21 protein-coding genes and 1 tRNA gene are annotated in these 24,126 nt (G+C 60.6%); 10 read left to right on the forward strand and 12 right to left on the reverse strand.

Going from position 1 to position 24,126, the window contains the following annotated elements; all coding sequences use genetic code 11:
• The first annotated feature begins 143 nt into the window (after positions 1-143).
• The 7 genes from MAMT_RS02315 to lepB all read left to right on the forward strand — a co-directional run bounded on the left by MAMT_RS02315 (position 144) and on the right by lepB (position 8,864).
• Positions 144-1,490 carry a hemolysin family protein gene (locus MAMT_RS02315; RefSeq protein ID WP_142659333.1) on the forward strand — a complete coding sequence of 449 codons (1,347 nt, stop codon included), beginning with the start codon at positions 144-146 and terminating at the stop codon, positions 1,488-1,490.
• Positions 1,487-2,203 (forward strand): lysophospholipid acyltransferase family protein, encoded by a 717-nt coding sequence (locus MAMT_RS02320; RefSeq protein WP_142659334.1) that lies wholly within the window; start codon positions 1,487-1,489, stop codon positions 2,201-2,203. The genes MAMT_RS02315 and MAMT_RS02320 overlap by 4 nt, the downstream gene beginning before the upstream one ends.
• Before the next feature lie 121 nt (positions 2,204-2,324).
• Positions 2,325-3,305 carry an aldo/keto reductase gene (locus tag MAMT_RS02325; RefSeq protein ID WP_142659335.1) on the forward strand — a complete coding sequence of 327 codons (981 nt, stop codon included), beginning with the start codon at positions 2,325-2,327 and terminating at the stop codon, positions 3,303-3,305.
• A gap of 58 nt (positions 3,306-3,363) precedes the next feature.
• On the forward strand, positions 3,364-4,881 hold the full coding sequence (locus MAMT_RS02330; protein WP_142659336.1) for a circularly permuted type 2 ATP-grasp protein: 1,518 nt from the start codon (positions 3,364-3,366) through the stop codon (positions 4,879-4,881).
• Positions 4,878-5,783, forward strand: a complete 906-nt coding sequence (locus MAMT_RS02335; protein WP_142659337.1) for an alpha-E domain-containing protein — start codon at positions 4,878-4,880, stop codon at positions 5,781-5,783. Before MAMT_RS02330 ends, MAMT_RS02335 begins: the two co-directional genes overlap by 4 nt.
• Before the next feature lie 127 nt (positions 5,784-5,910).
• Positions 5,911-7,719, forward strand: coding sequence for a translation elongation factor 4 (gene lepA, locus MAMT_RS02340; protein WP_142659338.1), 1,809 nt, complete (start codon positions 5,911-5,913; stop codon positions 7,717-7,719).
• Complete coding sequence (gene lepB / locus MAMT_RS02345; protein ID WP_142659339.1) at positions 7,716-8,864, forward strand: signal peptidase I; 1,149 nt, start codon at positions 7,716-7,718, stop codon at positions 8,862-8,864. The genes lepA and lepB overlap by 4 nt, the downstream gene beginning before the upstream one ends.
• Here the strand turns inward: lepB and MAMT_RS02350 are convergent.
• Together MAMT_RS02350 and MAMT_RS02355 are read right to left on the reverse strand one after the other, a co-directional pair.
• Positions 8,858-9,328, reverse strand: coding sequence for a universal stress protein (locus MAMT_RS02350; protein WP_142659340.1), 471 nt, complete (start codon positions 9,326-9,328; stop codon positions 8,858-8,860). The two genes, lepB and MAMT_RS02350, sit on opposite strands and share 7 nt — an antisense overlap.
• A 133-nt stretch (positions 9,329-9,461) precedes the next feature.
• Positions 9,462-11,141 carry a formate--tetrahydrofolate ligase gene (locus MAMT_RS02355; RefSeq protein ID WP_142659341.1) on the reverse strand — a complete coding sequence of 560 codons (1,680 nt, stop codon included), beginning with the start codon at positions 11,139-11,141 and terminating at the stop codon, positions 9,462-9,464.
• Between the two features lie 123 nt (positions 11,142-11,264).
• Here MAMT_RS02355 and MAMT_RS02360 point away from each other — a divergent pair, with 123 nt between their 5' ends.
• Genes MAMT_RS02360 through ileS form a run of 3 tightly spaced genes read left to right on the forward strand, consistent with a single transcriptional unit; the run spans position 11,265 to position 16,986 of the window.
• Positions 11,265-13,175, forward strand: coding sequence for a cytochrome c biogenesis protein ResB (locus MAMT_RS02360; protein WP_142659342.1), 1,911 nt, complete (start codon positions 11,265-11,267; stop codon positions 13,173-13,175).
• Between the two features lie 56 nt (positions 13,176-13,231).
• Positions 13,232-14,272 carry a phenylalanine--tRNA ligase subunit alpha gene (gene pheS / locus MAMT_RS02365; protein WP_142659343.1) on the forward strand — a complete coding sequence of 347 codons (1,041 nt, stop codon included), beginning with the start codon at positions 13,232-13,234 and terminating at the stop codon, positions 14,270-14,272.
• 50 nt (positions 14,273-14,322) lie between these two features.
• Positions 14,323-16,986, forward strand: a complete 2,664-nt coding sequence (gene ileS / locus MAMT_RS02370; protein WP_246186481.1) for an isoleucine--tRNA ligase — start codon at positions 14,323-14,325, stop codon at positions 16,984-16,986.
• 4 nt (positions 16,987-16,990) lie between these two features.
• Here ileS and MAMT_RS02375 read toward each other — a convergent pair whose 3' ends face one another.
• The 10 genes from MAMT_RS02375 to MAMT_RS11745 all read right to left on the reverse strand — a co-directional run bounded on the left by MAMT_RS02375 (position 16,991) and on the right by MAMT_RS11745 (position 24,028).
• Positions 16,991-17,719 carry a L,D-transpeptidase gene (locus MAMT_RS02375; protein WP_142659345.1) on the reverse strand — a complete coding sequence of 243 codons (729 nt, stop codon included), beginning with the start codon at positions 17,717-17,719 and terminating at the stop codon, positions 16,991-16,993.
• Between the two features lie 76 nt (positions 17,720-17,795).
• Positions 17,796-17,867, reverse strand: a tRNA-Cys gene (locus MAMT_RS02380).
• Between the two features lie 50 nt (positions 17,868-17,917).
• A complete protein-coding gene (locus MAMT_RS02385) occupies positions 17,918-18,601 on the reverse strand; it encodes a tetratricopeptide repeat protein (protein ID WP_142659346.1) in 684 nt (227 codons plus the stop codon).
• Positions 18,598-19,281: a 6-phosphogluconolactonase gene (gene pgl, locus MAMT_RS02390; protein ID WP_142659347.1), complete on the reverse strand. Its 684-nt coding sequence runs from the start codon at positions 19,279-19,281 to the stop codon at positions 18,598-18,600. The genes MAMT_RS02385 and pgl overlap by 4 nt, the downstream gene beginning before the upstream one ends.
• A gap of 2 nt (positions 19,282-19,283) precedes the next feature.
• The gene (gene zwf / locus MAMT_RS02395; RefSeq protein WP_142659356.1) at positions 19,284-20,840 is read right to left on the reverse strand and encodes a glucose-6-phosphate dehydrogenase; all 1,557 of its coding nucleotides are present in this window, start codon (positions 20,838-20,840) and stop codon (positions 19,284-19,286) included.
• Positions 20,841-20,944: 104 nt separating this feature from the next.
• On the reverse strand, positions 20,945-21,370 hold the full coding sequence (locus MAMT_RS02400) for a DUF420 domain-containing protein (protein WP_142659348.1): 426 nt from the start codon (positions 21,368-21,370) through the stop codon (positions 20,945-20,947).
• A complete protein-coding gene (locus MAMT_RS02405; protein WP_142659349.1) occupies positions 21,367-22,062 on the reverse strand; it encodes an SCO family protein in 696 nt (231 codons plus the stop codon). The genes MAMT_RS02400 and MAMT_RS02405 overlap by 4 nt, the downstream gene beginning before the upstream one ends.
• On the reverse strand, positions 22,059-22,859 hold the full coding sequence (locus MAMT_RS02410) for an ABC transporter permease (RefSeq protein ID WP_142659350.1): 801 nt from the start codon (positions 22,857-22,859) through the stop codon (positions 22,059-22,061). Before MAMT_RS02410 ends, MAMT_RS02405 begins: the two co-directional genes overlap by 4 nt.
• Positions 22,849-23,835, reverse strand: coding sequence for an ABC transporter ATP-binding protein (locus MAMT_RS02415; RefSeq protein ID WP_142659351.1), 987 nt, complete (start codon positions 23,833-23,835; stop codon positions 22,849-22,851). Before MAMT_RS02415 ends, MAMT_RS02410 begins: the two co-directional genes overlap by 11 nt.
• A 70-nt stretch (positions 23,836-23,905) precedes the next feature.
• Positions 23,906-24,028 (reverse strand): hypothetical protein, encoded by a 123-nt coding sequence (locus MAMT_RS11745; RefSeq protein WP_281289091.1) that lies wholly within the window; start codon positions 24,026-24,028, stop codon positions 23,906-23,908.
• Positions 24,029-24,126: the final 98 nt, after the last annotated feature.

The following is a 24,126-nucleotide window of genomic DNA, read 5'->3' on the forward strand; positions in this document are numbered from 1 at the left end:
CCTCGCGGGCGACCAGAGCAGGGTGAGGCCGCAAAATTCATGACGAAGCCAAGCGACTAGCCGCCATTTAACGGAAAATAGTCTTTAACCCAAGGGAATTCGGGCGCACCACAAACTTCCACAACCGGAAAGATAGAGAAAGAATGGATACAGGGGGGGATTCGGGGTGGAGAGCCCTTCTGCTGCCGCTGTTGGTAGCGGCCAACGCATTTTTCGTCGCCATCGAATTCGCGATCGTCAAGGTTAGAGTCACCCAGCTCAAGCTCTTGTTGAAGAGCTCCGACTGGAGGCTGCCCTTCGCCTTGCGGATGGTGCGGCAGCCGGATCGTTTTCTTCCCGCGATCCAGATCGGTGTCTCTCTCGCGAGCATCGGGCTCGGATGGGCCGGCCAGCCGATCATGGCCGAGTGGCTCACTCCTCTCCTGCTCTCCAGCGGCCTGCCACAAGGGCCTTACCTCAACTCGCTGAGCTCCGTGCTGGGTTTTAGCCTGATCACCTTCGTCTCCATTGCGCTGGGTGAACTCGCCCCGAAGTTTCTCGCCCTGCAGCACTCTCAAAAGATCGTCCTTCTGCTCAGCCCTCCCCTGGTTGTCTTCTACTACCTCTTCTATCCGTTCGTCTGGATCTTACACCAGACGGCGGATTGTCTCCTCCGACTCCTCGGCTTCGCCCTCCCCAAGCCGGAAAGCGCGGGCCCTTCCCTTAGCCCCGAGGAGCTCCAGCAGATCCTCATTCATTCCCCACATCCTCACCCTTTTGATGAGCTGATCAACAAGATCATGGTCAAAGCGCTCCGGCTGCGCCGAACCCGGGCCGAGCAGGTCATGGTGCCACGGGAGCGAGCAGTGGTGCTCTGGCGGGATGCGCCGATCGAGGAGACGATCCGCGTTGCGCAGAGTTCCGGCTATAGCCGATTCCCCGTCTGCGGAGAGAATGCCGAACAGGTCGTCGGGATCATTCTTCTGCAAGAGCTTCTTTGGCAGTATATCGCCTTGGGGAAACAGACCACGCTGACTTCCCTTCTCCGTCCCGCTCTTCTCTTCTCGCCGAGTATTCTCCTGCCCGCGATGCTCGAACAGTTCCGCAAGGCGCGGACCCATATGGCCATCGTGGCGGATCCGGACAACCAGATGATCGGCCTGGTGACCTTTGAAGACGTGCTCGAAGAGCTCGTGGGCGATATTCGGGACGAGTTCGACATCGAAAAGAGCCCGATCTACGAATTGACCCAGGATTCGGCCACCGTGGATGGAGATTTGCCTTTACGGGATCTTGCGATCGAAACCAATTGGCCGCTGCCCACAGAAACAACGCAGACCGTATCCCAATGGTGCCTCGCGCAATGGGGTCGGCAACCGAGACGATTCGAAACCCTCCATGTCGACGGTTTTCGTCTGATCGCCGAAGACGTGATCCCGCAGAAATTTCGGCGCGTGCGGATCGAACGCCTCAAGGAAGAGTTTTCGGAAGCAGCCGGCGAATCGGAATGAGATCGGACCTCGAAGCGGAAGAGAATCGCCCAGAGGAACGACGGTCGCAAAGCCTGGGTTCCTGGCTCGCTTCCCGGCGTCGTTCTCTGCGCAGAAACCTTTCTCCGGTGCTCGGGGCTTTTCTGGTCCAGCGGTTGACGGAGACGCTTCGGCTGACCATCGAAGACCCCCAGGGGATCGTGAGCCACCCTCCCCAGGAGCCTCTGATCTTTGCGTTCTGGCACAACCGGCTCCTGGTCATGCCGGCGCTCTACTCGCGCCACTTTCCCGGACGCAGGCTCGTGGCGCTCGTCAGCGCGAGCAACGATGGGGAGCTTCTGTCCCGGCTGCTCTCCCAATTCGGATTCGAAGCGGCTCGAGGCTCTTCTTCGCGGCGAGGGAGTCTCGGTTTCCGCACCATTCTCCGCTTGGGACGGGAGGGACGCGATATCGCCGTGACTCCCGACGGACCGCGCGGACCTCGATACCGGCTGCAGGACGGCATCTTGCAAATCGCCCAACTGCTGGGGCGCTCCATTCTTCCCATCACCTGCTCCTTCTCCCGAAAGTCGGAACTGCGAAGCTGGGACCGGTTTCAGATTCCGCATCCGTTCTGCGCATGCCATATCCAGGTAGGGGCGCTCATCGCTCCGCCAAAAGACGGTTCTCTTACAGAGCTCACGGCCTGCCGTCTTGCCCTGGAAGAGGCGCTCAGCCGCGACGCGACCGGCTGAAGCGGAATCCTCAAAAAGAGGCCCTCTCCCGAAAGCCCTTTCGTTGCACGGAAGTCGAGATTTTCCTAACATAAACATTAAGGGTTTTGAACGAAGCCCCCCCAAAGAGGAATCAAGCCGCATGGAATACACGTCGCTGCCAGGATTAAACAAGCGGGTTTCGCGTATCGGCCTGGGTACATGGGTCATCGGCGGCTGGATGTGGGGAGGGTCCGAGGAGAAGGAGGCGATCGCCGCGATCGAGGCAGCGGTCGACGCCGGGATCTCCTTTCTCGACACCGCACCGGTCTATGGATTCGGGCGTGCGGAGGAGATCGTCGGGAAGGCGCTTCGGCGCATCGGCCGCGATCGGGTTGTTCTCGCCACCAAGGCCGGACTGGAATGGAACGATCAGGAAGAGATCCGTCGGAACTCCAGTCCGGAGCGGCTCCGCAAAGAGATCGATGGGAGCCTGCGCCGGCTGGGAGTCGATTCGATCGACCTTTATCAAATTCACTGGCCCGATGCGCGCGTGCCGATTGAGGCGACGGCGCAGGCTCTGCTTTCTTTCCAAGCCGAAGGAAAGATCCGGGCCCTCGGGGTGAGCAACTACTCCCCGAGCCAGATGGAAGCCTGGCGAAAGGTCGCTCCTCTCCATACCGACCAGCCTCCGTACAACCTCTTCGAACGCGGGATCGAAAGGGATCTGCTGCCCTATTGCCGAGCGAACGGCATCGGAGTGGTAACCTACGGCGTGCTCTGCCGTGGCCTGCTGACCGGTAAATTTTCCGCAGACCATTCCTTTGCGGAGGGAGACCTCCGACGCATCGACCCGAAGTTCCAAGGCGACGCATTTCGGCGTTATCTTGCCGCTGTCGACGACTTTCGCCCCTTGGCCCAGGCTCATGGATGCACGCTGGCACAATTTGCGGCCCGTTGGGCTCTGCAGCAGCCGGGAATTTCGGTCGTGCTCTGGGGAGCGAGAAGACCAACGCAGATCCTGGAGGGCGCCAAGATATCACCTTCTCCCCTCTCGGATCGTGATCTGGGCGAGATCGACCGGATTCTCAAGCGGCGGATTCCGGAACCGATCGGGCCTGAATTCATGGCTCCAGCGCTTTGATCGGCACCCAGCGTAGGTCCCCCCTAGTCGGCATGGTTTCTGCTATGATAGGGATAGCATGCAATCGGCATTTCCGGTCGATTCCGGCGTCGAACCTCGCGAGGAGAGTTGCCTGCCCGGTCCCCTCTACCCACTCGATTCGGAGTTCGACGAGATGGTCGATGCGGAGATGCAGCCGCGATTTCCCTACCGTGGGCTCTGGAAATTTCTCGGGAAACTCTCCCCCGAACTCTGGGAAGAGCGACAGAGGATCGCTGCCCAAGAGCTTTTTCGCGGCGGAGTCACGTTTGCCGTAGATTCGAAGAACGAGAGTCGCGTCTTTCCGTTTGATCTTTTACCGCGAATCCTTTCCGCCTCGGAATGGCTCCACCTCGAAAAAGGCCTGATCCAGAGGGTGACTGCTCTCAACTGCTTCCTTCGGGATATCTACGCCCAGGCCCGGATCTTGAAGGAAGGGGTCGTTCCCGCCGAGCTAGTCTTGGGCTCTTCCCACTTTCGGAAGGAAATGGCGCAGGTTGCCATGCCCCACGGAATTTATGCAATGATCGTGGGTTCCGATCTCCTGCGGCTGCGGGATGGCTTCGTCGTCTTGGAAGACAATTTGCGGGTTCCGAGCGGGGCTTCCTACATGCTGACGAATCGGCGCGTCCTGCGCCGAGTCTTCCCTTCTCTCTTCGAAGCCGCCCCGGTGGCCTCGATCGAGCCCTATCCCACCCTTTTGCGAGAAGCGCTTTCCGCGCTTCGCCCCGAAGGGGCCAGGGACGATCTCACCGTCCTGCTGACTCCGGGCATCCACAATCCCGCGTACTTTGAGCACGCCTTCCTGGCTCACGAAATGGGCATCCCCTTGGCGGAAGGAAAAGATCTGGCGGTAATCGAGGGGAAGGTACAGCTCCGAACCTCTTCCGGATGGAAGGGGGTGGGAACCATCTACCGACGTCTCAACGACGATTTCCTCGACCCGGTTGCCTTGCGCCCGGAATCGCTCCTGGGCGTCCCAGGGCTCGTAGCCGCTTGCCGCGCGGGCCGGGTGAATGTGGTCAACGCGATTGGCACAGGAGTGGCGGACGATAAAGCAATCTACCCATTCGTTCCTTCCATGATCCGGTATTATCTGGGAGAAGAACCCATTCTGCCCAACGTAGAAACCTTTCTTTGCGAACGGCCTGCGGAACGAGACCATGTTCTCGCCAACTTGAGCAACCTGGTCGTCAAGGAGGTAAGCCAAGCGGGAGGATACGGCATGCTCTTCGGACCGACGAGCAGCGTCCAGGAACGCGCCGCCTTTCGAGAAAAGATCCTTGCCCAACCTCGCAACTACATCGGGCAGCCTGTCCTTTCTTTCTCCCAAGTCCCTTGTTGGATCGAGGGGCGGCTCCAGCCCCGGCGGATCGACCTGCGTCCGTTTGTTCTTTTCGGGCCCACTCCCACCGTCATCCCCGGAGGGCTCACCCGGGTCGCCCTGCGGGAAGGCTCCTTCATCGTAAACTCCTGCCAAGGCGGCGGCAGCAAGGATACCTGGGTACTGCGAGCCGACAAGCACGAGGGAAGGGCACAAAGCCTCGCAAGGCCATGATCTTTCGCAAGGCAAGCCACTTCTATTGGCTCTCGCGCTACCTGACTCGCGCGCTCGACACGATCCGGCTCGTGGACGCTTATTGGCCTCTTTGCTGGGACGGCGGCAAAGGAAGGGGGGAAGCCTGCCTGATCCGACTGCGTCGGGCGTTGCGCATGGCGGTTCCCGGCCCCATCTTCGGACCGGCAGGCGAGCTCTTCTGGTTCCTGGAGGCCGAGGATAATCCGCTGTCGATGAGGAGCTCGATCGAGGGCGCTCGGCTTAATGCTCGACACCTGCGGGTAGAACTTCCGGAAGAGCTTTGGGAGGTGCTCGGCCAATTTCCAGCCGGGCCACCGGTTTCGCCTGTCCCCATCGGCGATGTTCCGATCCCTCGCGCTCAGTTCCTCCAACGGGTAGAGGGAATCAGCTCCATCTACGAAATCGCCCGATTCTCGCTGGAGCGGGGTGCTCCCCAGGATTGGCTCGTCCTGGGCCAGGGGATCGAAGGAATGGGAAACCTCGCCGCAGCTCTTTGCGCACTCGCTCCGGACGACTCGGGAAGCCCCGCTCCCTCCTTGGAAGAAAAGACGGCGGTTCTCCGCGGATTTTCTTCTCTTCATGCCTACCGAGAGACCAGCGGTCCCTGCTACGAGGAAGAAGCCGTCTTCCGGTCTCTTCTGGGAGACCAACGGCTGCCCAGGAGCTTTGCTGCCCTGCTCTCCTCCACTTCTGCTTCCCTGGAGCGGCTGGAACAGAAGAGTTCGCACGCTCTCGCCTCTGCTTTCACGGCTGCCGGTGCGCTCGGCGCGGCTCTGAGTTCCCTGGGAAGCACCCCGAAGAAGAGGCTTGGCTATCTCTTGATGGAGCTTCAGATCGGCTGCAATCAGCTCCACCAGGAGATCGAAAAGGCACTGGTCTAGCCGCCATTTCTCCCAACCTTTCTCCTGCGGCGCGGCACCGGCCCGCCGGAGGAGAAAGCTTGAGAGAGAGCCGGTTTAACTTTTGCGCCATCCTCTTTCCCCCTTATAAGAGGGAAAGAACGACCGCATGTTTCCTCCATCCCGCATTCGCAACTTTTGCATCATCGCTCATGTAGATCATGGAAAGACGACCCTCTCGGATCGCCTGCTCCAGGCTACGGGCACGATTCCCGAACGGCAGATGCAAGATCAGCTCCTCGACTCCATGGACCTGGAGAGAGAGCGGGGGATCACGATCAAGGCTCATCCCGTGACGATGCGCTACCAGGCCGCGGATGGAGAAAGCTATCAACTCAACCTCATCGACACGCCCGGCCATGTGGATTTCTCCCACGAGGTTTCCCGAAGCCTCTCGGCTTGCGAAGGAGCGCTCCTGGTGATCGATGCCGCGCAAGGAGTCCAAGCGCAAACGGTTGCCAATGTTCATCTGGCCGCGCGACATGATCTCCACCTAATCCCGGTCATCAACAAGATCGACCTGCCGACGGCCAATCCAGCTTCGGTGAAACGCCAACTCGAGGAGGTCCTCGCCATTCCGGGAGAAGAAGCCGTCCTGGCGAGCGCCAAGGCGGGGATCGGAATCACCGAGATTCTGGAGGCGGTGGTTCATCGGATTCCTCCCCCGCAGCCGATCGACGACGGGATCATCCGCGCCCTGGTCTTCGACTCGGTTTTCGATCCCTACCGTGGAGTGGTCCTCTATGTCCGCGTCCGCTCGGGGGAACTCTCCCGCGGCCAGAAGATCCTCTTGATGGCCACCCAGGGGGTTTACGAAATCAAAGAGGTGGGCATCTTCTGCCCCAAGATGACCTTGCAGGATCGCCTCAAGGCGGGAGCGACCGGCTATGTGATCGCCAACATGAAGAGTCCGCACGAGGTGAAGGTCGGCGATACGCTCACTTCCGCGCTCCGTCCCGCTCAGGAACCGCTCTCCGGTTTCCTGGAAGCCCGGCCGATGGTCTTCAGCGGCATCTATCCACTCAATCCGGCGGATTTTGAAAAGCTCAGGAGCGCTCTACTCAAGCTCCAGCTCAACGATCCCGCCATCGTCTTCACCCAAGAGAGCTCGGCGGCGCTGGGATCGGGCTTGCGCTGCGGCTTTTTGGGACTGCTCCATATGGAGATCGTGCAGGAGCGGCTGCGGCGCGAACACGATGTCGAGATTCTGGCCACCTATCCCAGCGTCGTCTACCAGGTGAAGCTCACGAATGGGACCCAGGTCGAGATCGACAACCCGCTGCGCCTCCCCGATCCTTCCCTGATCGAAACAATCGCGGAGCCGACGGTGCGCGTTTTTCTGCTGATTCCTACGGAACGAATCGGAGAGATTCTGCAACTGGTGTTGGATAAGCGGGGAACCTGCGAGTCGACCGAATCGGCGGGGGAGAACCGCGTGATGCTCCGATGCCGCCTCCCCTTGAGCGAAATCCTGGTCGATTTCAACGATCGGTTGAAGTCGCTCACGCGAGGGTATGGGTCGATGGATTATGAGCCCGCCCCCTACCAGACCGAAGACCTGATCAAGCTCGACATCCTCGTCAACGGAGAACCGGTCGATGCCTTTTCCTGCATCGTGGCGCGCAGCCGGGCCGAGGCGCGGGGAAGAGCGATTCTCGCCAAGCTGCGGGATTTCATCCCACGGCATCTTTTCAAGATCGCGATCCAGGCTGCCGTCGGAAGCAAGATCCTCGCACGTGAGGATATCGGTTCCGTCGGGAAAAACGTTACGGCGAAATGCTACGGAGGGGACATCACCCGGAAGCGGAAGCTCCTGGAGAAGCAGAAGGAAGGCAAGAAACGAATGAAGACATTTGGCCGTGTCGACATCCCGCAGGAAGCATTTCTGCAGATCCTAAAAACGGAGACCGGGACATGAGATCCTCGCCTTTCTCGTTCTCGGCCAAACGAGAACTCCGTCGCCTCTGCCGGGATCTGGACCACCTGAGGAAGGCCATTGGACGGCTGCGCGTTCGTCAGAAAGACCTGCTCTCCTTGGATGCACAACAAGAGGCGGAAACTTTTGAGAGGGAGGTCGCCTCGTTTCTTTCGAATCCGCAAGCCTCCGGCACGACCGCTCCTCTTCTCTTCGACCGAGGAGAAAAGCTGGCCACGCGGCTCTTTCCGCCGAGGCGTTGGGCGGGGCTGCGAGAAAACGTGGAGATTTTCCTGGTGGCGATCGCGGCGGCGCTGGCCATCCGAGCCTATTTCCTCCAGCCGTTCAAGATTCCCACCGATTCGATGAAGCCGACTCTCTACGGGATTCAGACGATCGCCCGGGCGGAGCCACCTCCCTCGGCTCCCGTTCGTCTTCTCCATCTGTTCCTTTTCGGCAGGCAATATCACTATCTGCGCTTCTCCCGCGACGTGTCGCTCGTCGGTTTGGTCCCAGGAAAGTTCTTCGTCGAATACACCGATCTCCTCTTCGAGGACGGAGAGAAGCGGCGCGTCTGGGTGCCGGCCCCAATCTTGATCTACAAAATCGGCCTCCAGTCCGGTCTGTTCTTTCGGGCGGAAGAGCCCATCTTCAACTTCATGACCGTGGCAGGGGACCAGGTGTTGGTGAACAAGGCGGTCTACAACTTTCACCCCCCGCGGCGCGGTGAGGTCTTCGTCTTCCGGACCGCCGGCATCGAAGGCATCGAAGCGACCATGCGGGAACACGGCCTCGATGGATCGCTCTTTTACATCAAGCGATGCGTCGGAGTTCCCGGCGATCGCCTTCAGATCGACCCGCCCTTTCTGCGCATCAACGGGAGCACGACTCCTCCGAATGCGGCCATGGCGCGCGTCGAGGCCGGACGCAACGGCTACCACGGCTATGTCGTCCTCCCGGGCCAACAGTATCTCTTATCCCCGGAAGAGCAGGTGGTCGTCCCCAAGGACGGTTATTGGGCGATGGGCGACAATAGCCCTGATAGCCAAGACAGCCGCTTCTGGGGACCCGTTCCCCGCTACGATCTTGTGGGAACCGGCTCCTTCGTCTACTGGCCTTTTAGCCCGCGCTGGGGCTGGATTCACTGAGCGGGCGCTTCGCCCTCGGTCCGCACCAGAAGGATCGGCGCTTCCGTGAGCCGCCGAACCGGCAAGGAAGTGCTTCTGCCGAAGAGTGCCCCCAAGATCGTGTGCGCGTGGCTACCCATGACGATCAGATCGGCGCCTTTTTCCTTCGAAGTCCGAACGATCTGGCTGACAGGATCCCCAAGAGCGAGTTCCACCTCGACGGAAAGACCTTGGCTCCGCAGTTCTTCAGCCCGGTCTTCGAGATATTGCCGCGCCCGATTCATCGCTTCGTCTTGACGCAGCGCAATCCGCTCGCCGGATTCGAGCGTCCACTCCTCGATTCCGGCGAGCGGGAAAGCCGGAAGGGGTGAGACATGCAGAAGGACGAGCCTCGCTCCCGAAAGCCGAGCAAACTCGCGGGCGTGGCTTAAGACCGCTTCATCCAACGGACTCTGCTCCAGCGGCACCAATAGGCAGTGATACATAAAGAGAAGAGATCGACGTCAACTTCGTTAGTGTATTCGCAGCATTACCATTCTTCCGCCAAAAAAAACAGCCTTTAGCGAGACTCACTCCGCGCCCCCAGTCTCTCCTGCGAAACAGTTGGGCAAGGCAGGCTTAAAGCGCGCCCACGATCCGACCGTCCTCATCAATGTCGATTTGCAGCGAGGCGGGATCCTCCGGCAGCCCAGGCATGGTGAGGATCTCTCCACACAGAGCGAGCACGTAGCGCGCTCCGGCCGCAAGGCGAACCTCCCGAACGGGAAGCGAGTGCCCTTCGGGCGCTCCGCGGAGTCGGGGATCGGCGGAAAACGAGTACTGAGTCTTGGCAAAACAGACGGGCAACTTCCCAAATCCTTCCTCCTCCATACGGGAGAGCGCTCGTCGAACGGATGGCTTGGCCGTCACCTCTCCGGCTCCGTAGACCTTTTCGGCAACGGAGACCATTTTCTCCCACAGGGGAGTCTCGTCATCATAGAGAAAACGGAAGCGGGAGGGGGTCTGCTCCACCGCCTCCAGCAGCTTTCGGCCGAGCTCTTCGGCTCCCGCCCCTCCTTCGGCCCAGTGTCGGCACTCGGCGGAAGGCACACCCATATTCCTCGCTCCTTGCTCGACGCACTGCAACTCGGCGTCCGTGTCCGTCGCAAACCGATTCCAGGCGATGATCACGGGCAGTCCAAAAAGGTCGCGCATGATCCGCACATGCCTGCGCAAATTGGCGAGCCCCGCTTCCAAGGCCCCAAGGTCTTCCCGATCGAGGGCATCCAACGGAAGACCGCCATGCAGCTTGAGCGCCCGAATGGTTGCGACGATCACCGCCGCGGACGGCCGCAAACCCGATTGACGGCAGAAGATATCGACAAACTTTTCGCCGCCGAGATCGCTTCCGAAACCCGCCTCCGTGACCACCCAGTCCGCGAGGCTCAACGCCGCTTCGGCAGAGATCACGGAGCTGCATCCATGGGCGATGTTCCCGAATGGTCCACCATGAATGAAGGCGGGAACCTGCTCGAGCGTCTGCGCCAGGTTCGGAAGAAAGGCGTGTCGGAGCACCGCCGCCATCGCCCCGGCCGCCCCCAGATCCCCGGACGACACCGACCCGCCGCCGAGGCGTGCACCGACGCGAATCTGCGACAAGCGAGTGCGAAGATCGTGATAATCCCGGGCAAGACAGAGGATCGCCATCACTTCGGAAGCGGCGACAATTTCGAATCCTTCCTGCCTCACCCACCCTTTACGGCCATCGAGACCGACAACGATCCGCCGCAAGGCCCGGTCGTTGATGTCGATCACCCGCTTCCACTGGAGGCGGCTCGGATCGAGGCGAAGCTCGTTTCCCTGATAGAAGTGATTGTCCGCGAGAGCCGAAAGTAGGTTATGAGCGAGACCGACCGCTGCGAAATCTCCTGTAAACTCGAGATTGATCTCCTCCCGGGGAATGACCTGCGCCCGGCCCGCTCCCGTCGCTGCTCCCTTTCGGCCGAAGATCGGTCCGATCGATGGCTCGCGAAGGCAGACCGCCGTCTTTTGCCCGAGGCGTTGCAAGGCATCGGCCAAGCCGATTGCGGTTGTCGTCTTCCCTTCCCCGGCTGGAGTGGGCGTGATGGCCGTAACCACGACCAATCGGCCTTTCGGCCGATGGCGCAGGCTTTTGAGGAGAGACCAGCGCAGCTTGGCATATCCTTGCCCGCAAAAAAGAAGGGCTTCCTTCGGGATGTCCAGCCTGGCCCCGATTTCCTCGATCGGGACGACCCGAGCATGCTGTGCGATGGCAAGGTCGGTGAACGGATGGCTCATAAAGTTTCTCCTCAATGGCCTCTCGGCCGGTTCTTTCGCGAGCGCATTTCTCCTTGGCTTTCCCGCGCTTCTCCCCCTATCATATTCGCCTCCAAACACGCGATAGGCTTCCCATCCGTCCGGGTGAAATTTTTCACTTCCCTCTCCGATCAGGCGCGCCAGGAGCTCATCGCCGAGCGTAAGCGCAAGTCCGCTTTTTGGAGAGTCGTTCATGCGCTGGGTTCTCTTCCGCTGGCTGTCGGCCTTCTTCTTAGCCTGGCTGCGGCCTGCGCAGCGGCGACCTTGATCGAGTCGCGCTTCGATTCGGCGGTGGCCCAGCACTACGTCTATCGCTCTCCATGGTTCCTCGGCTGGTTGGTCCTTCTCTGCCTCAATCTCTTCTCCGTCACCCTCACCCGAATCCCCTGGAAACGACGCCACCTAGGCTTCGTAGTCACCCATTACGGAATCATTCTCCTACTGACGGGGGCCATGATCGGACGGCTTGGCGGCTTCGAAGGGTTCGTCCACCTGCGGTTGGGAGATCCTCCCGAAGATCGTGTGACGCTCAATCAAACCGCTCTTTTTCTGGAAGATCCGTTTCGCCGGGAAATCTTCCGGGTGGCCTTTCCTGCGGAGCTCTGGCGCCCCAGTCTTGACCATCCGCGCACGCTCGCCATTCCGGGGACGGACCTCCGCTTGGTGATCGACGATTTTTCCTCCGACTTGATTCTCGCCGAGGAGGTCGTTTCCTCCTCCGATCCTTCCGCCGGAGGCGGAGCCACCCTCCTCCTGCAGAGCCGGATGGCCGGGCAAAAGACTCTTCTGGCACTTCTGGAGAAGGAGCCTGCCCACCAGACCCAGGATTTCTTTGGCCTCGCCAAGATCCACTGGCTCACCGAACCGCCCACTTCTTCTCCCGGGCGATCGCTGCATGAGGCCGAGGTGATCTTCGCCCGCGCTCCCGAGCAGCCGATCACGCATGCCGTGGAGGGGGTCCCTTCTCGCTACCGCTTTTTCCTCGTCCCGGACGATCAGAGTCAGCAGATGCTTCTGGTCGCGATCTCTCCCTCGGGAGAAAAGAATGCTTGGGAAGTCACAAAGCATTTAGGCAAGCCGCTCGACTTGCCCGGCGGTGCGCAAGCGCTTTTGACCGGATATTGGCCCAACTTTGCCATGAGAGAGGGGAAGCCGACCTCTCTCTCGGAGAGTCCCGACAATCCCGCCGTCTTGGTGCAACTCAGCTGGACGGAAGGCGAGGGCTCCTCGCCCGGCCTTTCCTTATGGAAATCTTCTGAAGGCGACCGGATCGGCTATCGGGCCTTCAATCGCCGGGGCCAGATCTCCGCAGAGGGGGCTGCCAACCCCGGCCAGATGTTTTCTCTGGGATGGGCCGACTGGGAGGCTGCGGTTCTCCGCTACGAGCCTCGCGCGTCGATTCAGACGACCGTTCGCAAACGGGAAGCCGGCACGGCCTTCACGATGGCGATCGGATCGGGCGTCCGCGGCCGGGTGGAGGATCCCAAGAACCAGCTCCAATCCTCTCCTCTTTGGATCCTCTCCGGTCTCACCCAAACCTTCACGATGCAAGGGATTCCCGTTCGAGTGGCCTACGGGCTGGAAAGCCGGCCTCTCCCCTTCCGGATTTCCCTGGAAAAGTTCGTTGTCCCGCGCGAGGAAGGAAGCGATGCGCCCGTTGACTTCCAGGCCACGGTCCGCTTCACCGATCCGAAAACGGGCGTGCAACGCCTCGAGACCGCTCACATGAACTCTCCTGCCATTTTTCCAGGGAGTTTCTGGCGCTCCGCTCTTGGACGTAACTACAAATTTTCTCAGGCTTCCTGGAATCCCCGGGATCTCCACGAAACTACCCTTCAAGTTCTCTATGATCCGGGCTGGCCGTTCAAGTGGATCGGCTCGATCTTGATTTGCGGAGGCATTCTCCTCATGTTCCTCCATCGTGGAGACAGACAGAAGGCAGGTCCGATTCCCACGGTTCTCCCGCCCGAAGAGGTTGCCTCGGAGCAGGGTGCCGGCGCTGCGCCGGCTCGGTAGCGGGCAGGCGCAGCCCGTATGAGATCAAAAAGTTCTCGCAGCAAGGAGAGTGGTCTGTGGAAAAGAAATGGCAAGAACGAGAGAACGAGCTACGAGCAGCACTAGCAACTGCCGAGACCGAGGCCGCTCTCGAAGGGATCCGCCTCCGCTACTTCGGCCGAAAAGGAGAACTTCCTCGCCTGCTCGCCTCCCTCTCTGCTCTTCCCCCCGAACACCGACGCGAGAAGGGACGAGAGATCAACTCCTTCAAGGAGTGGGCCGAAGGGGCGATTGCAGAAAGGCGGGCGGCACTGGCGCCCGTTCCTCCGAGAGGCCCTTCCCTCGATGTGAGCCTGCCGGGCCGTCCGGTGTCCGAGGGATCGATTCATCCGATTTCCCGCATGTCACGGCGCATCGTAGAGGTGTTCCGCAGGCTGGGCTTTGCCTTGGCCGACGGCCCGGAAGTCGAAACCGAATTTTACAATTTCGACGCGCTCAACACCCCTCCGGACCATCCGGCACGCAACGAGCAGGATACCTTTTTTCTGAAGGATTCCCCTCTCATTCCCGCGACTCCTTCGAGAAACGGAGGGCGGCTCTTGCTCCGCAGCCAGACGAGCCCGGTGCAAATCCGCGTGATGGAGAAGCAGAGGCCGCCGATCCGTATCGTGGCTCCGGGGCGATGCTACCGCCGGGATGAAATCGACGCCACGCACTCGATCGCCTTCTTCCAAGTGGAAGGACTCGTCGTCGATGAAGATCTGAGCGTGCGCGACCTCAAGGGAACCCTCGAACTGGTCTTCCGGGAGCTGTTGGGCCGCGAGACCCGCTTTCGCTTTCGTCCTCACTACTTTCCCTTCACCGAGCCCAGCTTCGAGATCGATGGCTTTCGACCCGGCCGGTCAAAAACGGGAAAAGAGTGGCTCGAACTTTGCGGGTGCGGAATGGTCCACCCGAAGGTACTCTCGGGCACCGGCATCGATCCCGATCGCTACTCCGGCTTCGCATTCGGATTCGGCATCGAGCGGCTTCTGATGATCGTCGAAGAGATCCCCGACCTCCGGCTCTTTACGGAAAACGATCTCCGCTTCCTGCGCAATCAAAGCTCTCCGGTCTAGACCTCATGGATTACCGCGACACGGTCCTTTTGCCGCGCACATCCTTTCCGATGCGCGCCGAGTTGCCCAAACGGGAGCCGCTCCTGCTCGAGCGGTGGCGCCGGGAAAATCTTTACGAGCAGATCCTTCAGGCACGGAACCAGGGTCCTCGGTTCATCCTGCACGACGGCCCCCCTTTTGCGAACGGAAACGCCCACCTCGGGCACGCCCTCAACAAGACGCTCAAGGACCTCGTTCTCAAGTCCCGGAACATGATGGGCTTTTTTGCTCCGTACATTCCCGGCTGGGACTGCCACGGTCTTCCCATCGAGACAAAGGTGATGGCGGACCTCCCTCCCGAGGGACGGGACCCGCTGACCATCCGGAAACGCTGTGCGAGCTATGCTCTCCATTATCTTGGAATCCAGCGCGAGCAGTTTGAGCGGCTCGGGATTTTCGGTGACTGGCAGCGGCCCTACCGAACATTGGATCCCGCTTACGAGGAAGGGGTTCTGCTTCTCTTCGCCGACCTGGTAGAGAAAGGATTGGTCTTCGAGGGACTCCGCCCCGTGTTCTGGAGCACCGGCTGCCGAACCGCGCTCGCGGAAGCCGAAGTGGAATACCAACCACGAACCGATCCCTCGATCGATGTCGAGTTTCCCCTCCTTCCGGAGAGCTGCCGGGAGCGCGGTCTACCGGAGGAGACCAAGCTCCTTGTCTGGACGACCACTCCGTGGACGCTGCCCGCGAACCTTGCCGTCGCCCTGAATCCTGATCTCCCATACGGGCTTTACGTCGCCGGCGACCGCCATCTCCTCGTGGCGATCGACCGAGCGCACGCTCTGCCTGGATTGGAGAATGCGCCCTGCGTGCGCCGCTTCCGGAGAGGCGAAGAACTGCGCGGGCTCCGCTACCGCCATCCGCTGTTGGCGCGCACCGGCCTAGTCTATCCCGCCCATTTCGTGACGGGGGACAGCGGCACCGGATTCGTTCACATCGCACCAGGTCACGGCATGGAAGATTACCTGCTCGGCCAGGAACATGGACTGCCTCCGCTCTCCCCCGTCGACGATGACGGGCGATTCACCGAAGAGTGCGGCCTTCCCGAGCTCGTGGGCCTCACCGTTTGGGAAGGCAATTCCCGCATCATCGCCCTGCTCCAGCAGGCCGGCCTGCTCTGGGCGGAGCGCGCCTATCTCCACGACTATCCCCACTGCTGGCGATCGAAAACCCCTATTATCTTCCGTTCGGTCCGGCAATGGTTCATCCACGTAAAAGCGTTTCAACCGGAGGCTCTTCGCCAGATCGACGCAGTTGCATGGCTTCCCCCTCGGGCGCGCAACCGTATCTACAGTGCGGTCGAGAGCCGTCGGGACTGGTGTATCTCCCGGCAGAGATCTTGGGGCATCCCGATTCCGGTGTTTTACCGACAGGATGGGAGTGCGGTGCTGGAACCGGAAGTGATCCGCAGAATCGCGCGGATGGTAGGGCGAAGCGGAACGGATCTCTGGTATGCGACCGACGATGAGACCCTCGCCCGGAAACTCGGCCTGTCGGCGGGGCTGCGGAAAGGAACTGACACGCTCGACGTCTGGATTGACTCCGGTTCGAGCCATGCAGCCGTTCTAGCTCCCCGAGGCGAGTTTCCCGCAGACCTCTACTTGGAAGGAAGCGACCAGCATCGTGGCTGGTTCCAGTCCTCTTTGCTGCTATCGGTCGCTCGAAGCGGCAAAGCTCCTTACCGGACGGTCTTGACCAATGGCTTCGTCATGGATCTCGACGGGAGAAAGCTCTCCAAAATGGCGGGTGCCCGCGGTCTCTCCGACTTCGTTGCGCAATACGGCGCGGACACCTTGCGACTCTGGGTGGCAAGCGCAGACTACCGGGATGACGTCCCCTTTTCCCAAGAGATCCTCTCCCGCATCTCCGACAGCTATCGCCTCTTGCGAAACGCGTTTCGCATCCTGCTGGCCAACCTGCATGATTTCGAGCCCTCCCGGCACCAGGTCCGCGAGGAAGAGTTTCCGGAACTCGACCGATATATGGCCGACCGGCTGCGCGGTCTGGTTCGAATCGTAATCGAAGCCTACCGGCGCTACGAATTCCCGGCCGCCTACCATGCGCTCACCCGCTTCTGCTCGACCGAGCTTTCCGCTTTCTACATCGACCTGCTCAAGGACCGCCTCTACTGCGAGGACCAGGACGGACCCGCCCGACGCGGCTCGCAAACTCTTCTCTACCGAATGGCGGAACACCTCTTCCGCCTAGCCGCGCCCATGATCCCGTTTACTGCCGAGGAAGCTTGGCAATCTCTCGGAAAGAGTGGCTCCATCCACCTGGAGCTCTTTCCACCGGAAGAGTCCCCGCGAGGGGACCTCCCCTTCTCCGAACGCTGGACTCGAATTCTGGAGCTCCGAAGCCTTGTCAACGAAGCCTTGGAAGGCAGCCGCCGCGCCAAGGAAATCGGGAAGGCCTTAGAAGCCGAAGTGGAAGTGCAGACTCCCCATTTCCGTGCAAGGGACGAAGGACTACTCGCCGAGGTCTTTCTCGTCTCCCGAGTGCGCGTACTCCAGGCAGCGCCGGTTTTGATACGGGTCAGGCGAGCCACGGGCCGACAGTGCGCGCGCTGCTGGAAATATTCGGAAGAGGTCGGGCGGACCGACCCGGATCATCCCGATCTCTGTCCACGCTGCACCCGGGTGGTCCGGTCAATGGAGCAGAGGACGAGGACCTAGCCTCCTAGCTTCCCCACGGCCTAAGAAACGCCTCGTCCGAAATCAGGAAACCGTTGGCAGGGTCGGGCTCCCGAGAGTCATCAAACCTGGGAATACTCCGACCCACCGTCTCGTCCTCCGGCTGGCTTCTGCTGATGTGCACGGGTGTTCCCACTTGGACGAGCCGGTAGAACTGGCCTGCCGCCGCCCCATGCAGCCGCAGACAGCCGTGCGTGCGGGGTTGCAACCAGACAAAGCCCTCGTGAAAGCCGTATCCGGGGAGAAACTCTACCCAGTACGGCATAGGATATCCGACGTAGTGCCATCCGGAACCCGGAGATCCGCCCCTTCCGCTTTCGGTGGGGACGACACGGTCTCCGTTGACCCAAAACCCGTATGAGCCCGACCGTTTCCTCTCCAGTTTCTGGTTGACTCGAAACGACCCCGTCGGAGTCTCATGCCCAGCCTTTCCCACGTTGGTGGAGGCGGCCCAGACCACCTGCCCCCCATCCAGAACGTATACCGCCTGGTTTTGGAGGGAAACCTTGACGACCCGGTTGGACGGAATGGCGCCCTCGGGAACGGCGCCCCACGCTACCTGACCGCTACTTCCTCGATTCGCGGTGTTCCCGTGGTTTGCGCATCCCGGAAGAGCGAAGAAGCATCCCAAGAGAAAGAGCGCAATCCCCACACGCCTCTGCCAGCCTTCCCGCGAAGGCGCATTCCCGTTGGTCTCGTTGGGAGAGGCGCTCATGAGAAACCATTCTATACCTATGCGAAGCGCGCAAGCCGAGTCAAGTCTCGTTCCCGTCGTCACTTACGAGAAAGGGAGGCGGGGGTGGGAATTGAACCCACGCATGGGGCTTTTGCAGAGCCCGGCCTTACCACTTGGCTACCCCGCCGGAGAAACACACCCCCGCCGGCTCCGGCAGAAGAGTGAAACTAACGTAGTCTACGGGCGATCGGCAAACAAGAACTCATAATCGCGGAGATACTCGGCGAAGACAGTATTGCCGTACATCACCCGAGCGGTCTGCAACAGATCCTTGTGATCCCTTGGCTCCCGCCCGCCGCGACCTTGGAAAATAGCCGCCTTTGCAAAATAGTACGCCGGATTTGCTTCGTCAAAAGGGCTCAACCGTGCCAGAAGTCGCTCCGCCGCGCCCAAGTCGCCTAGCATGACTTGGCAATAGAGCATCTTGAGAATGATGTCCTTCTCGCCCGGCTCCTGTAGAAGCGCCTCGTTGTACAGGCGGAATGCCTCGGCAAAACGCCGTTGCTCAAAGGCGAGATCCCCGGAGACGAGCAGCGCCGGGCCGAACTGCGGCTTTCGCCGAAGGGCCTCGCCAACGTTGATTTCTGCTCCCGCGTAGTCCTTTTTCTTGAGCAAGATCTTGGCCGTTAACACCAAGCCGCGCGGATCGTCCGGATCGATCCGACGCGCCTGAACGATCGCCTCCTGGGCAGCCCGCCAGTCTTGTCGATGAAAGGCGACGAGCGCATCCTGATAGGCCTGCGCGAAGAGCGCCTTTTTCTCGTCCGAGGCAGCCCAGCCCGCAGTCCTGCTAAAAAGAACTCCAAGGACGGCAAGGAGAATCCCAGCCGATAGGCGAGAGATATTCCAAGTCCCTCTCATCCGTCGCGAACCCAGTAGAGCCGCTGGTCGACTGCCTGAATGCGGCCTGCCGGGAGTGTCTTGTCGCCGGAAAGCAGCCGCTCGACGATCTTTTCCTTTGCTCCTCCCGCAACGAGAAACCAGATGGAGCGGGCCGCATCAAGACAGGGATAGGTAAGGGTCAGCCGGAGCGGACCCTCTCCTCCCGGAGGGGAATTCGGAACGGCATAGGAAGCCCGCTCTTCGAGTGCCGGGCTGCCCGGGAAAAGGGATGCGGTGTGTCCGTCCCCTCCGAGTCCCAGTAGCACGAGATCAAAAATGGGGGGATCGCCCAGCTCCCGCCGCAAGGCGCTGTCATACAGCCGTGCTGCCTCCGATGGCTCCACTCCTCCGTGCCAACTTCTCAGCAGAAGGCGTGCGCCCGCGGAAGCCCCCAAGCTACTGCGGATCATCCCTTCATTGCTCCTCGGATCGGTGACGGGCACCCAGCGCTCGTCGCCGATCCACCAGTCGATTCCCTCCCACGGCAAATCGAGCCCTGCCCAGTGACGATAGAGAGGGATCGGAGTGCTTCCGCCGGAGAGCGCGACGCGAAACCGCCGAGCCAGAGGCCGGTTTTCGGAGAGCATACCCTGAAACTCGCTCGTAAGGCGATTGAGCCAGGCTTCCTGCTCGCGAAAGGAAAAAATAGAGATCGCCATGCCTACTCCCGTACCGATTCTTCCTCCTCACAGGGGGAATCACCCCATCGTCGTCCCTCTCGGCGTAAAAGCTCCTCTGCCTCCACCGGTCCCATGGACCCGGGAGCGTACAGCGGGAGCCGATCGAGTTCCTCCTCGCGCCACGCCCCCTGCACCGCATCGATGATCCGCCAAGCCTGCTCGACCTCGTCGGATCGGGTAAAGAGGGTGGGCTCCCCGATCAGAGCATCCAAGAGCAGGCGTTCGTAGGCCTCCGGAAAGTAGTGATCCCGCTGGCGGTAGTAAAAGTCCATCCGCGCTTCTTCAATCAGAGGTTGCGCCGGCACCTTCGTGTTGAACAGCAGGTGTATGCCCTCGCTCGGCTGGATGCGGATCTTCAGCCAATTTCGAGCGATGTGCTTCAGGCTGTGTGCGAAAAGGACGCAGGGAGGACGGTTGAAGACGATGCAAATCTCCGTGTACTGGCGGCTGAGCGCCTTTCCGGTGCGCAGATAGAAGGGAACTCCCGACCAGCGCCAGTTATCGATCTCCAGACGTAGACAGACGTAGGTCTCCGTCAACGAGCGGCGGGAAACGCGATCCTCCTCCCGGTAAGGTCGAACCGTCTTCGCCCCCAATATGCCGGGGCCGTATTGGGCGCGCACACTGTTTCTTTGCACCTCCTCCGAACTCGGCGTCGGGACCGAACGGAGCACCTTCACCTTTTCATCCCGAATCGCTTCCGCCTCCAGGGAAGCGGGAGGCTCCATGGCAATCAAGGTGAAAAGTTGCATCAGGTGATTCTGCAGCATGTCTCGGGAAGCGCCGGCCATGTCGTAGTAGCCGCCCCGGGAGCCGATCGTCTGGGTTTCCGCCACGGTAATCTGCACATGGTCGATGTACCGCCTGTCCCAAAGCGGCTCGAAGATCGAGTTGCCGAAACGGAAGTAGAGGAGATTTTGAACGTTCTCTTTTCCCAGGTAATGGTCGATGCGGAAGATGCACCGCTCGGGAAATACCTGGTGGAGAGTCTCGTTCAGACACCGGGCCGAGGGAAGATCGGTCCCAAAGGGTTTTTCCACGATGAGCCGCCGAGAGCCGTTCACCCCAGGTCCCGCATGAAGACCTGCCTTGCCGAGGTTTTCCGCCACCACTGAGAAAAAATTGGGAGCGGTCGCTAAGTAGAAGAGATGATTCTGCCCAAACAGATTCGCTTCGGGCAATGATCGAAGGCGTTCCGCCAGCCCCTGATAGTCATCGGGGTTCGACAGGTCGCCCTTCTGGTAGTAGATATGCGGCTCCAATGCTGCCCAGACCGCGTTGTCGATGGGCTGGGTATGGGAAAAATCCGCGAGAGACTGCCGAAGCACCTCTCGAAACTGCTGCTCGGATTGCTCCCGCCGCGCAAAACCTACAAACGCCATCCCCTCCGGAAGATGTCCGTTCTTCTTTAAGTGATAGAAGGCAGGAAGAATCTTCCGATGAGTAAGATCTCCGGATGCCCCGAAAATGACGACCGCGGTCGGAGGAACCTTGCCCCCCATCGTCTGTCCAAGCAATACCGGCTGGCGAACCGTCATCATCCCCTCTCCAGTAGAACTTCCCGTCGGTAAAGTACCGCCTTCCCCTTGCCTCTGTCGAGCAACCGGTACCGCCTGCACACGGTCCCTTCGGAACGGCCCCTTTACTTACGGAACCAGTGATAGAGCATGAAATAGACGAGCACCCCGGTGACCGACACATACATCCACGATGGCCAAAGAAGCCGGGTGACTCGGGCATGCGCAGCAAAACGCCCCTTGGCTGCAAGGTAGAGCGCCGTAAGGATCGCAGGAAGGTTCACGACTGCGAGCACGGTATGGGTGCTGAGAATGGTAAAGTAGAGTGGTCGCGACCAGTCGTGGCGAGGAAAGGCGGTTGCCCCGTGAATCGCATGATAGAAAAGGTAGCAGGCCAGGAAGACCATCGAGGTGGCAAAAGCCGCCACCATGTAGTTGCGATGATAGGCGATCTGCCTCCGCTTGATCGCAACGAACCCGGCCATCAAAAAGCAGGCCGTCAGGGCATTGAGGCTCGCGTTGACCGCAGGGAGATCCGAGACCGGAATCACCTGTCTCCTACTGGGGACGGAGGCACCGTCGCTCTCGCTGCCTCGGGCTGCTCGTCGAGGAGTTGCCGAATGTCCTGGGCCACCCTTGCCGGGGTGCCGGACTTCAATCCGTCATAATACGAACGGATGCGTCCCGCCTGATCGACGAGAGCGAATTGCGTCGAGTGGAAAACGGGTCCCTCTTCGGCCGGACGGCTCGGTGGATTCTCCCCTACGGCAAAGGCAAAGCTTTCCGAGGCCAAGCGCCAGATCTCCTTTACGCCGCCTGTGAGGAAGACCCACTTGGCCGGATCGGCTCCATGAGCATCGGCGTAGCGTTGCAACACCGTCGGCGTATCGGTCCCCGGGTCGACCGAGATCGAAACCAACCGGACATTCGGCAGATTCGCCACGAGATCTTGAACTTCCTTCATCCGGAGGGTCTCCGCCGGACAAGGACCCGGACACGAGGTATAGATAAAATCCGCCACCCAGACCTTTCCTTGGAAGTCTTCCCGAGTCACGGTCTTCCCCGATTGATCGGTCAAGGAAAAGGGCTGGACCCGGCGCAGCACGGGCAGCGAAGCGGCCCCCTGCTTTCGATGAAGCAGCGCGTAATAACCCAGACTCAGGAACAGGGAAAGAACCACGGCCGTCGCTAGGCCGAAGGGAATCAGACCGATACCGAAGCGCGGCCTCGCGGTTTCGCTCATGGATGCTTCACTCGGACCCGGTCGGTAATGACGACTGCCGCCAGTCCGACCGCAGCGGTAAAGAGGAGAGTGATGGCTCCAAAGAGCCAAAGGGGAGCGCTCGACCGTCCCGGCCAGAGCGCCGCTCGCAAGAGTTCCAGCCCATAATAGAGAGGATTGGCATGAATGATCGCACGCATCCAGCCGACTGATCCGTTCGGAGGAAAGAGCGCTCCGGAGAGAAGCCAAAGCGGCATCAGCAAAAGGTTCATGAGAGCATGATAACCCTGAACCGAGTCGAGCGGCCAAGCAAGCAGATAGCCGATCCCGGTGAGCGCGAGTCCCAAGAGGCAGAGAGTCACGACGACGAGCGCAAAGGAACCCAGAGAGAAGTGGAGGCCCAAGGGGAGGGCCAGCAGATAGATCAGCAGGCACTGGAGGACACTGAGGGTCATTCCCCCCAGGAGCTTCGCTGCAACCACCGCCGACCGCGGGACAGGAGCCACGAGCACCGCCTGCAAAAAGCCTTCCCGGCGGTCTTCGATCAAGGAGATGGTCGAGAAGATTGCGGTGAAGAGGACGACCAGAAGCAGCATTCCCGGGAAAAAGTAGGAGAAGTAGTCGCCGGAGCCGGTTCCGCCGGTCCGAAAAGAACTCCCGACTCCCGAGCCGATCAGGAACCAGAAGACCAGCGGGGTACCCAAAGCACCCACGACTCGGTTCTTCTGCCGCAGGAACCGGACGACCTCCCGGTTCCACAGCGTATAAACGCCCAAGCCGAAGCTGCCGGAAGCAATGCTACTGGTTCTAGGTTCCATGCGATTCCTCGGTTTGGCTTTCGAAATGATGTCCGGTCAAGTGAAGAAAGACATCCTCCAGGGAAGGCTGGGAGACGGTGAGAGCGGTGACATCCGCGCCGAATCGCTGCAAGAGGCTGGCGGCATCCCGCATCACGTCCTCGACCGACTCCTCGGAACGCGGCTCGATCCGCAGCGCCCCGTCGACCCGGCGGACCATCCGATCCGCCCAAAGCTGCTTGAGCGCTCCCTCCATTTCCGAAAGCTTGGGCGACCGGATCGAGAGCACCGATCCCGGAATGAGTTCACGGAGCCGGCTCGGCGTTTCCCACGCCACTCGTTTCCCTCGATCCAAGATCAAGAGACGATCGCATCGCTCGGCCTCGTCCAACAGGTGAGTCGTCACGAGAATCGTCAGCCCCTTCTGCTCTTTGAGTGCGAAAAGATGACGCCAGAAGTCCCGCCGCGCTGCCGGGTCAATCCCCGTGCTCGGCTCATCCAAAAGCAGCAGTTCCGGCTCATGGAGAAGCGCCTTGGCGACCTCGACCCGCCTCTGCTGTCCACCCGAAAGGGTCTCCACCAGGTCGCGCGTCCTCTCTTCCAGGCCGAAGAGCCGGAGGAGTTCCTCGATCCTTTTTCGCAATCCGCTTCCCTGCAACCCATAAAGATGGCCTTGGTGAACCATGTTTTCGGCCACCGTCAGCTTCTTATCGAGGCTGGGCGATTGGAATACGATGCCCATCCGCCGTCGTGCGGCCGCTGCCTGCGCAGGATAGGCAGAGCCAGCCAGGGTGATCATCCCTGCAGGGGCCGCGTAGAGAGTGGAGAGCAGTCGAAAGAGAGTCGTCTTTCCGCTTCCATTCGGCCCCAGGATCCCGATGAGAGCCCCCTTCTCCACCTGAAAGGAGACGCGGTCAAGGACGACGCGGGTCCCGTAGGAATAGGACAACTCCTCCACACGGAGGGCGATCTCCTTGGCGACCGTTGTAGCCTGCATTGCTCCCCAGCCTTCCTTTTACGGTCCTCGAAGCAGACCTGCCTGCCTCGCCGGAACAGATTCTCCACCCCTACCGCACGTCCGCATCCATCCTCGGGCGAAGCACGCCATCCCGCCGCGCTTCCCTGCCCCTTTGCACCGGATCGAAGGCGAGAAGTGCAGGCCAGACGCGAGCGCAGTCATTCCCATTCATCTTGAAAGAGAATCCGCCATCCTGTCAAACGTCCAGAAGTCAGGACACTTTCGCCTGTGCCTGGAGGAGTCCCAAGATGTCGCCCGCTGCGCGGGCGG

This window comes from Methylacidimicrobium tartarophylax, assembly GCF_902143375.2.
Taxonomy (GTDB): Bacteria; Verrucomicrobiota; Verrucomicrobiia; order Methylacidiphilales; family Methylacidiphilaceae; genus Methylacidimicrobium; species Methylacidimicrobium tartarophylax.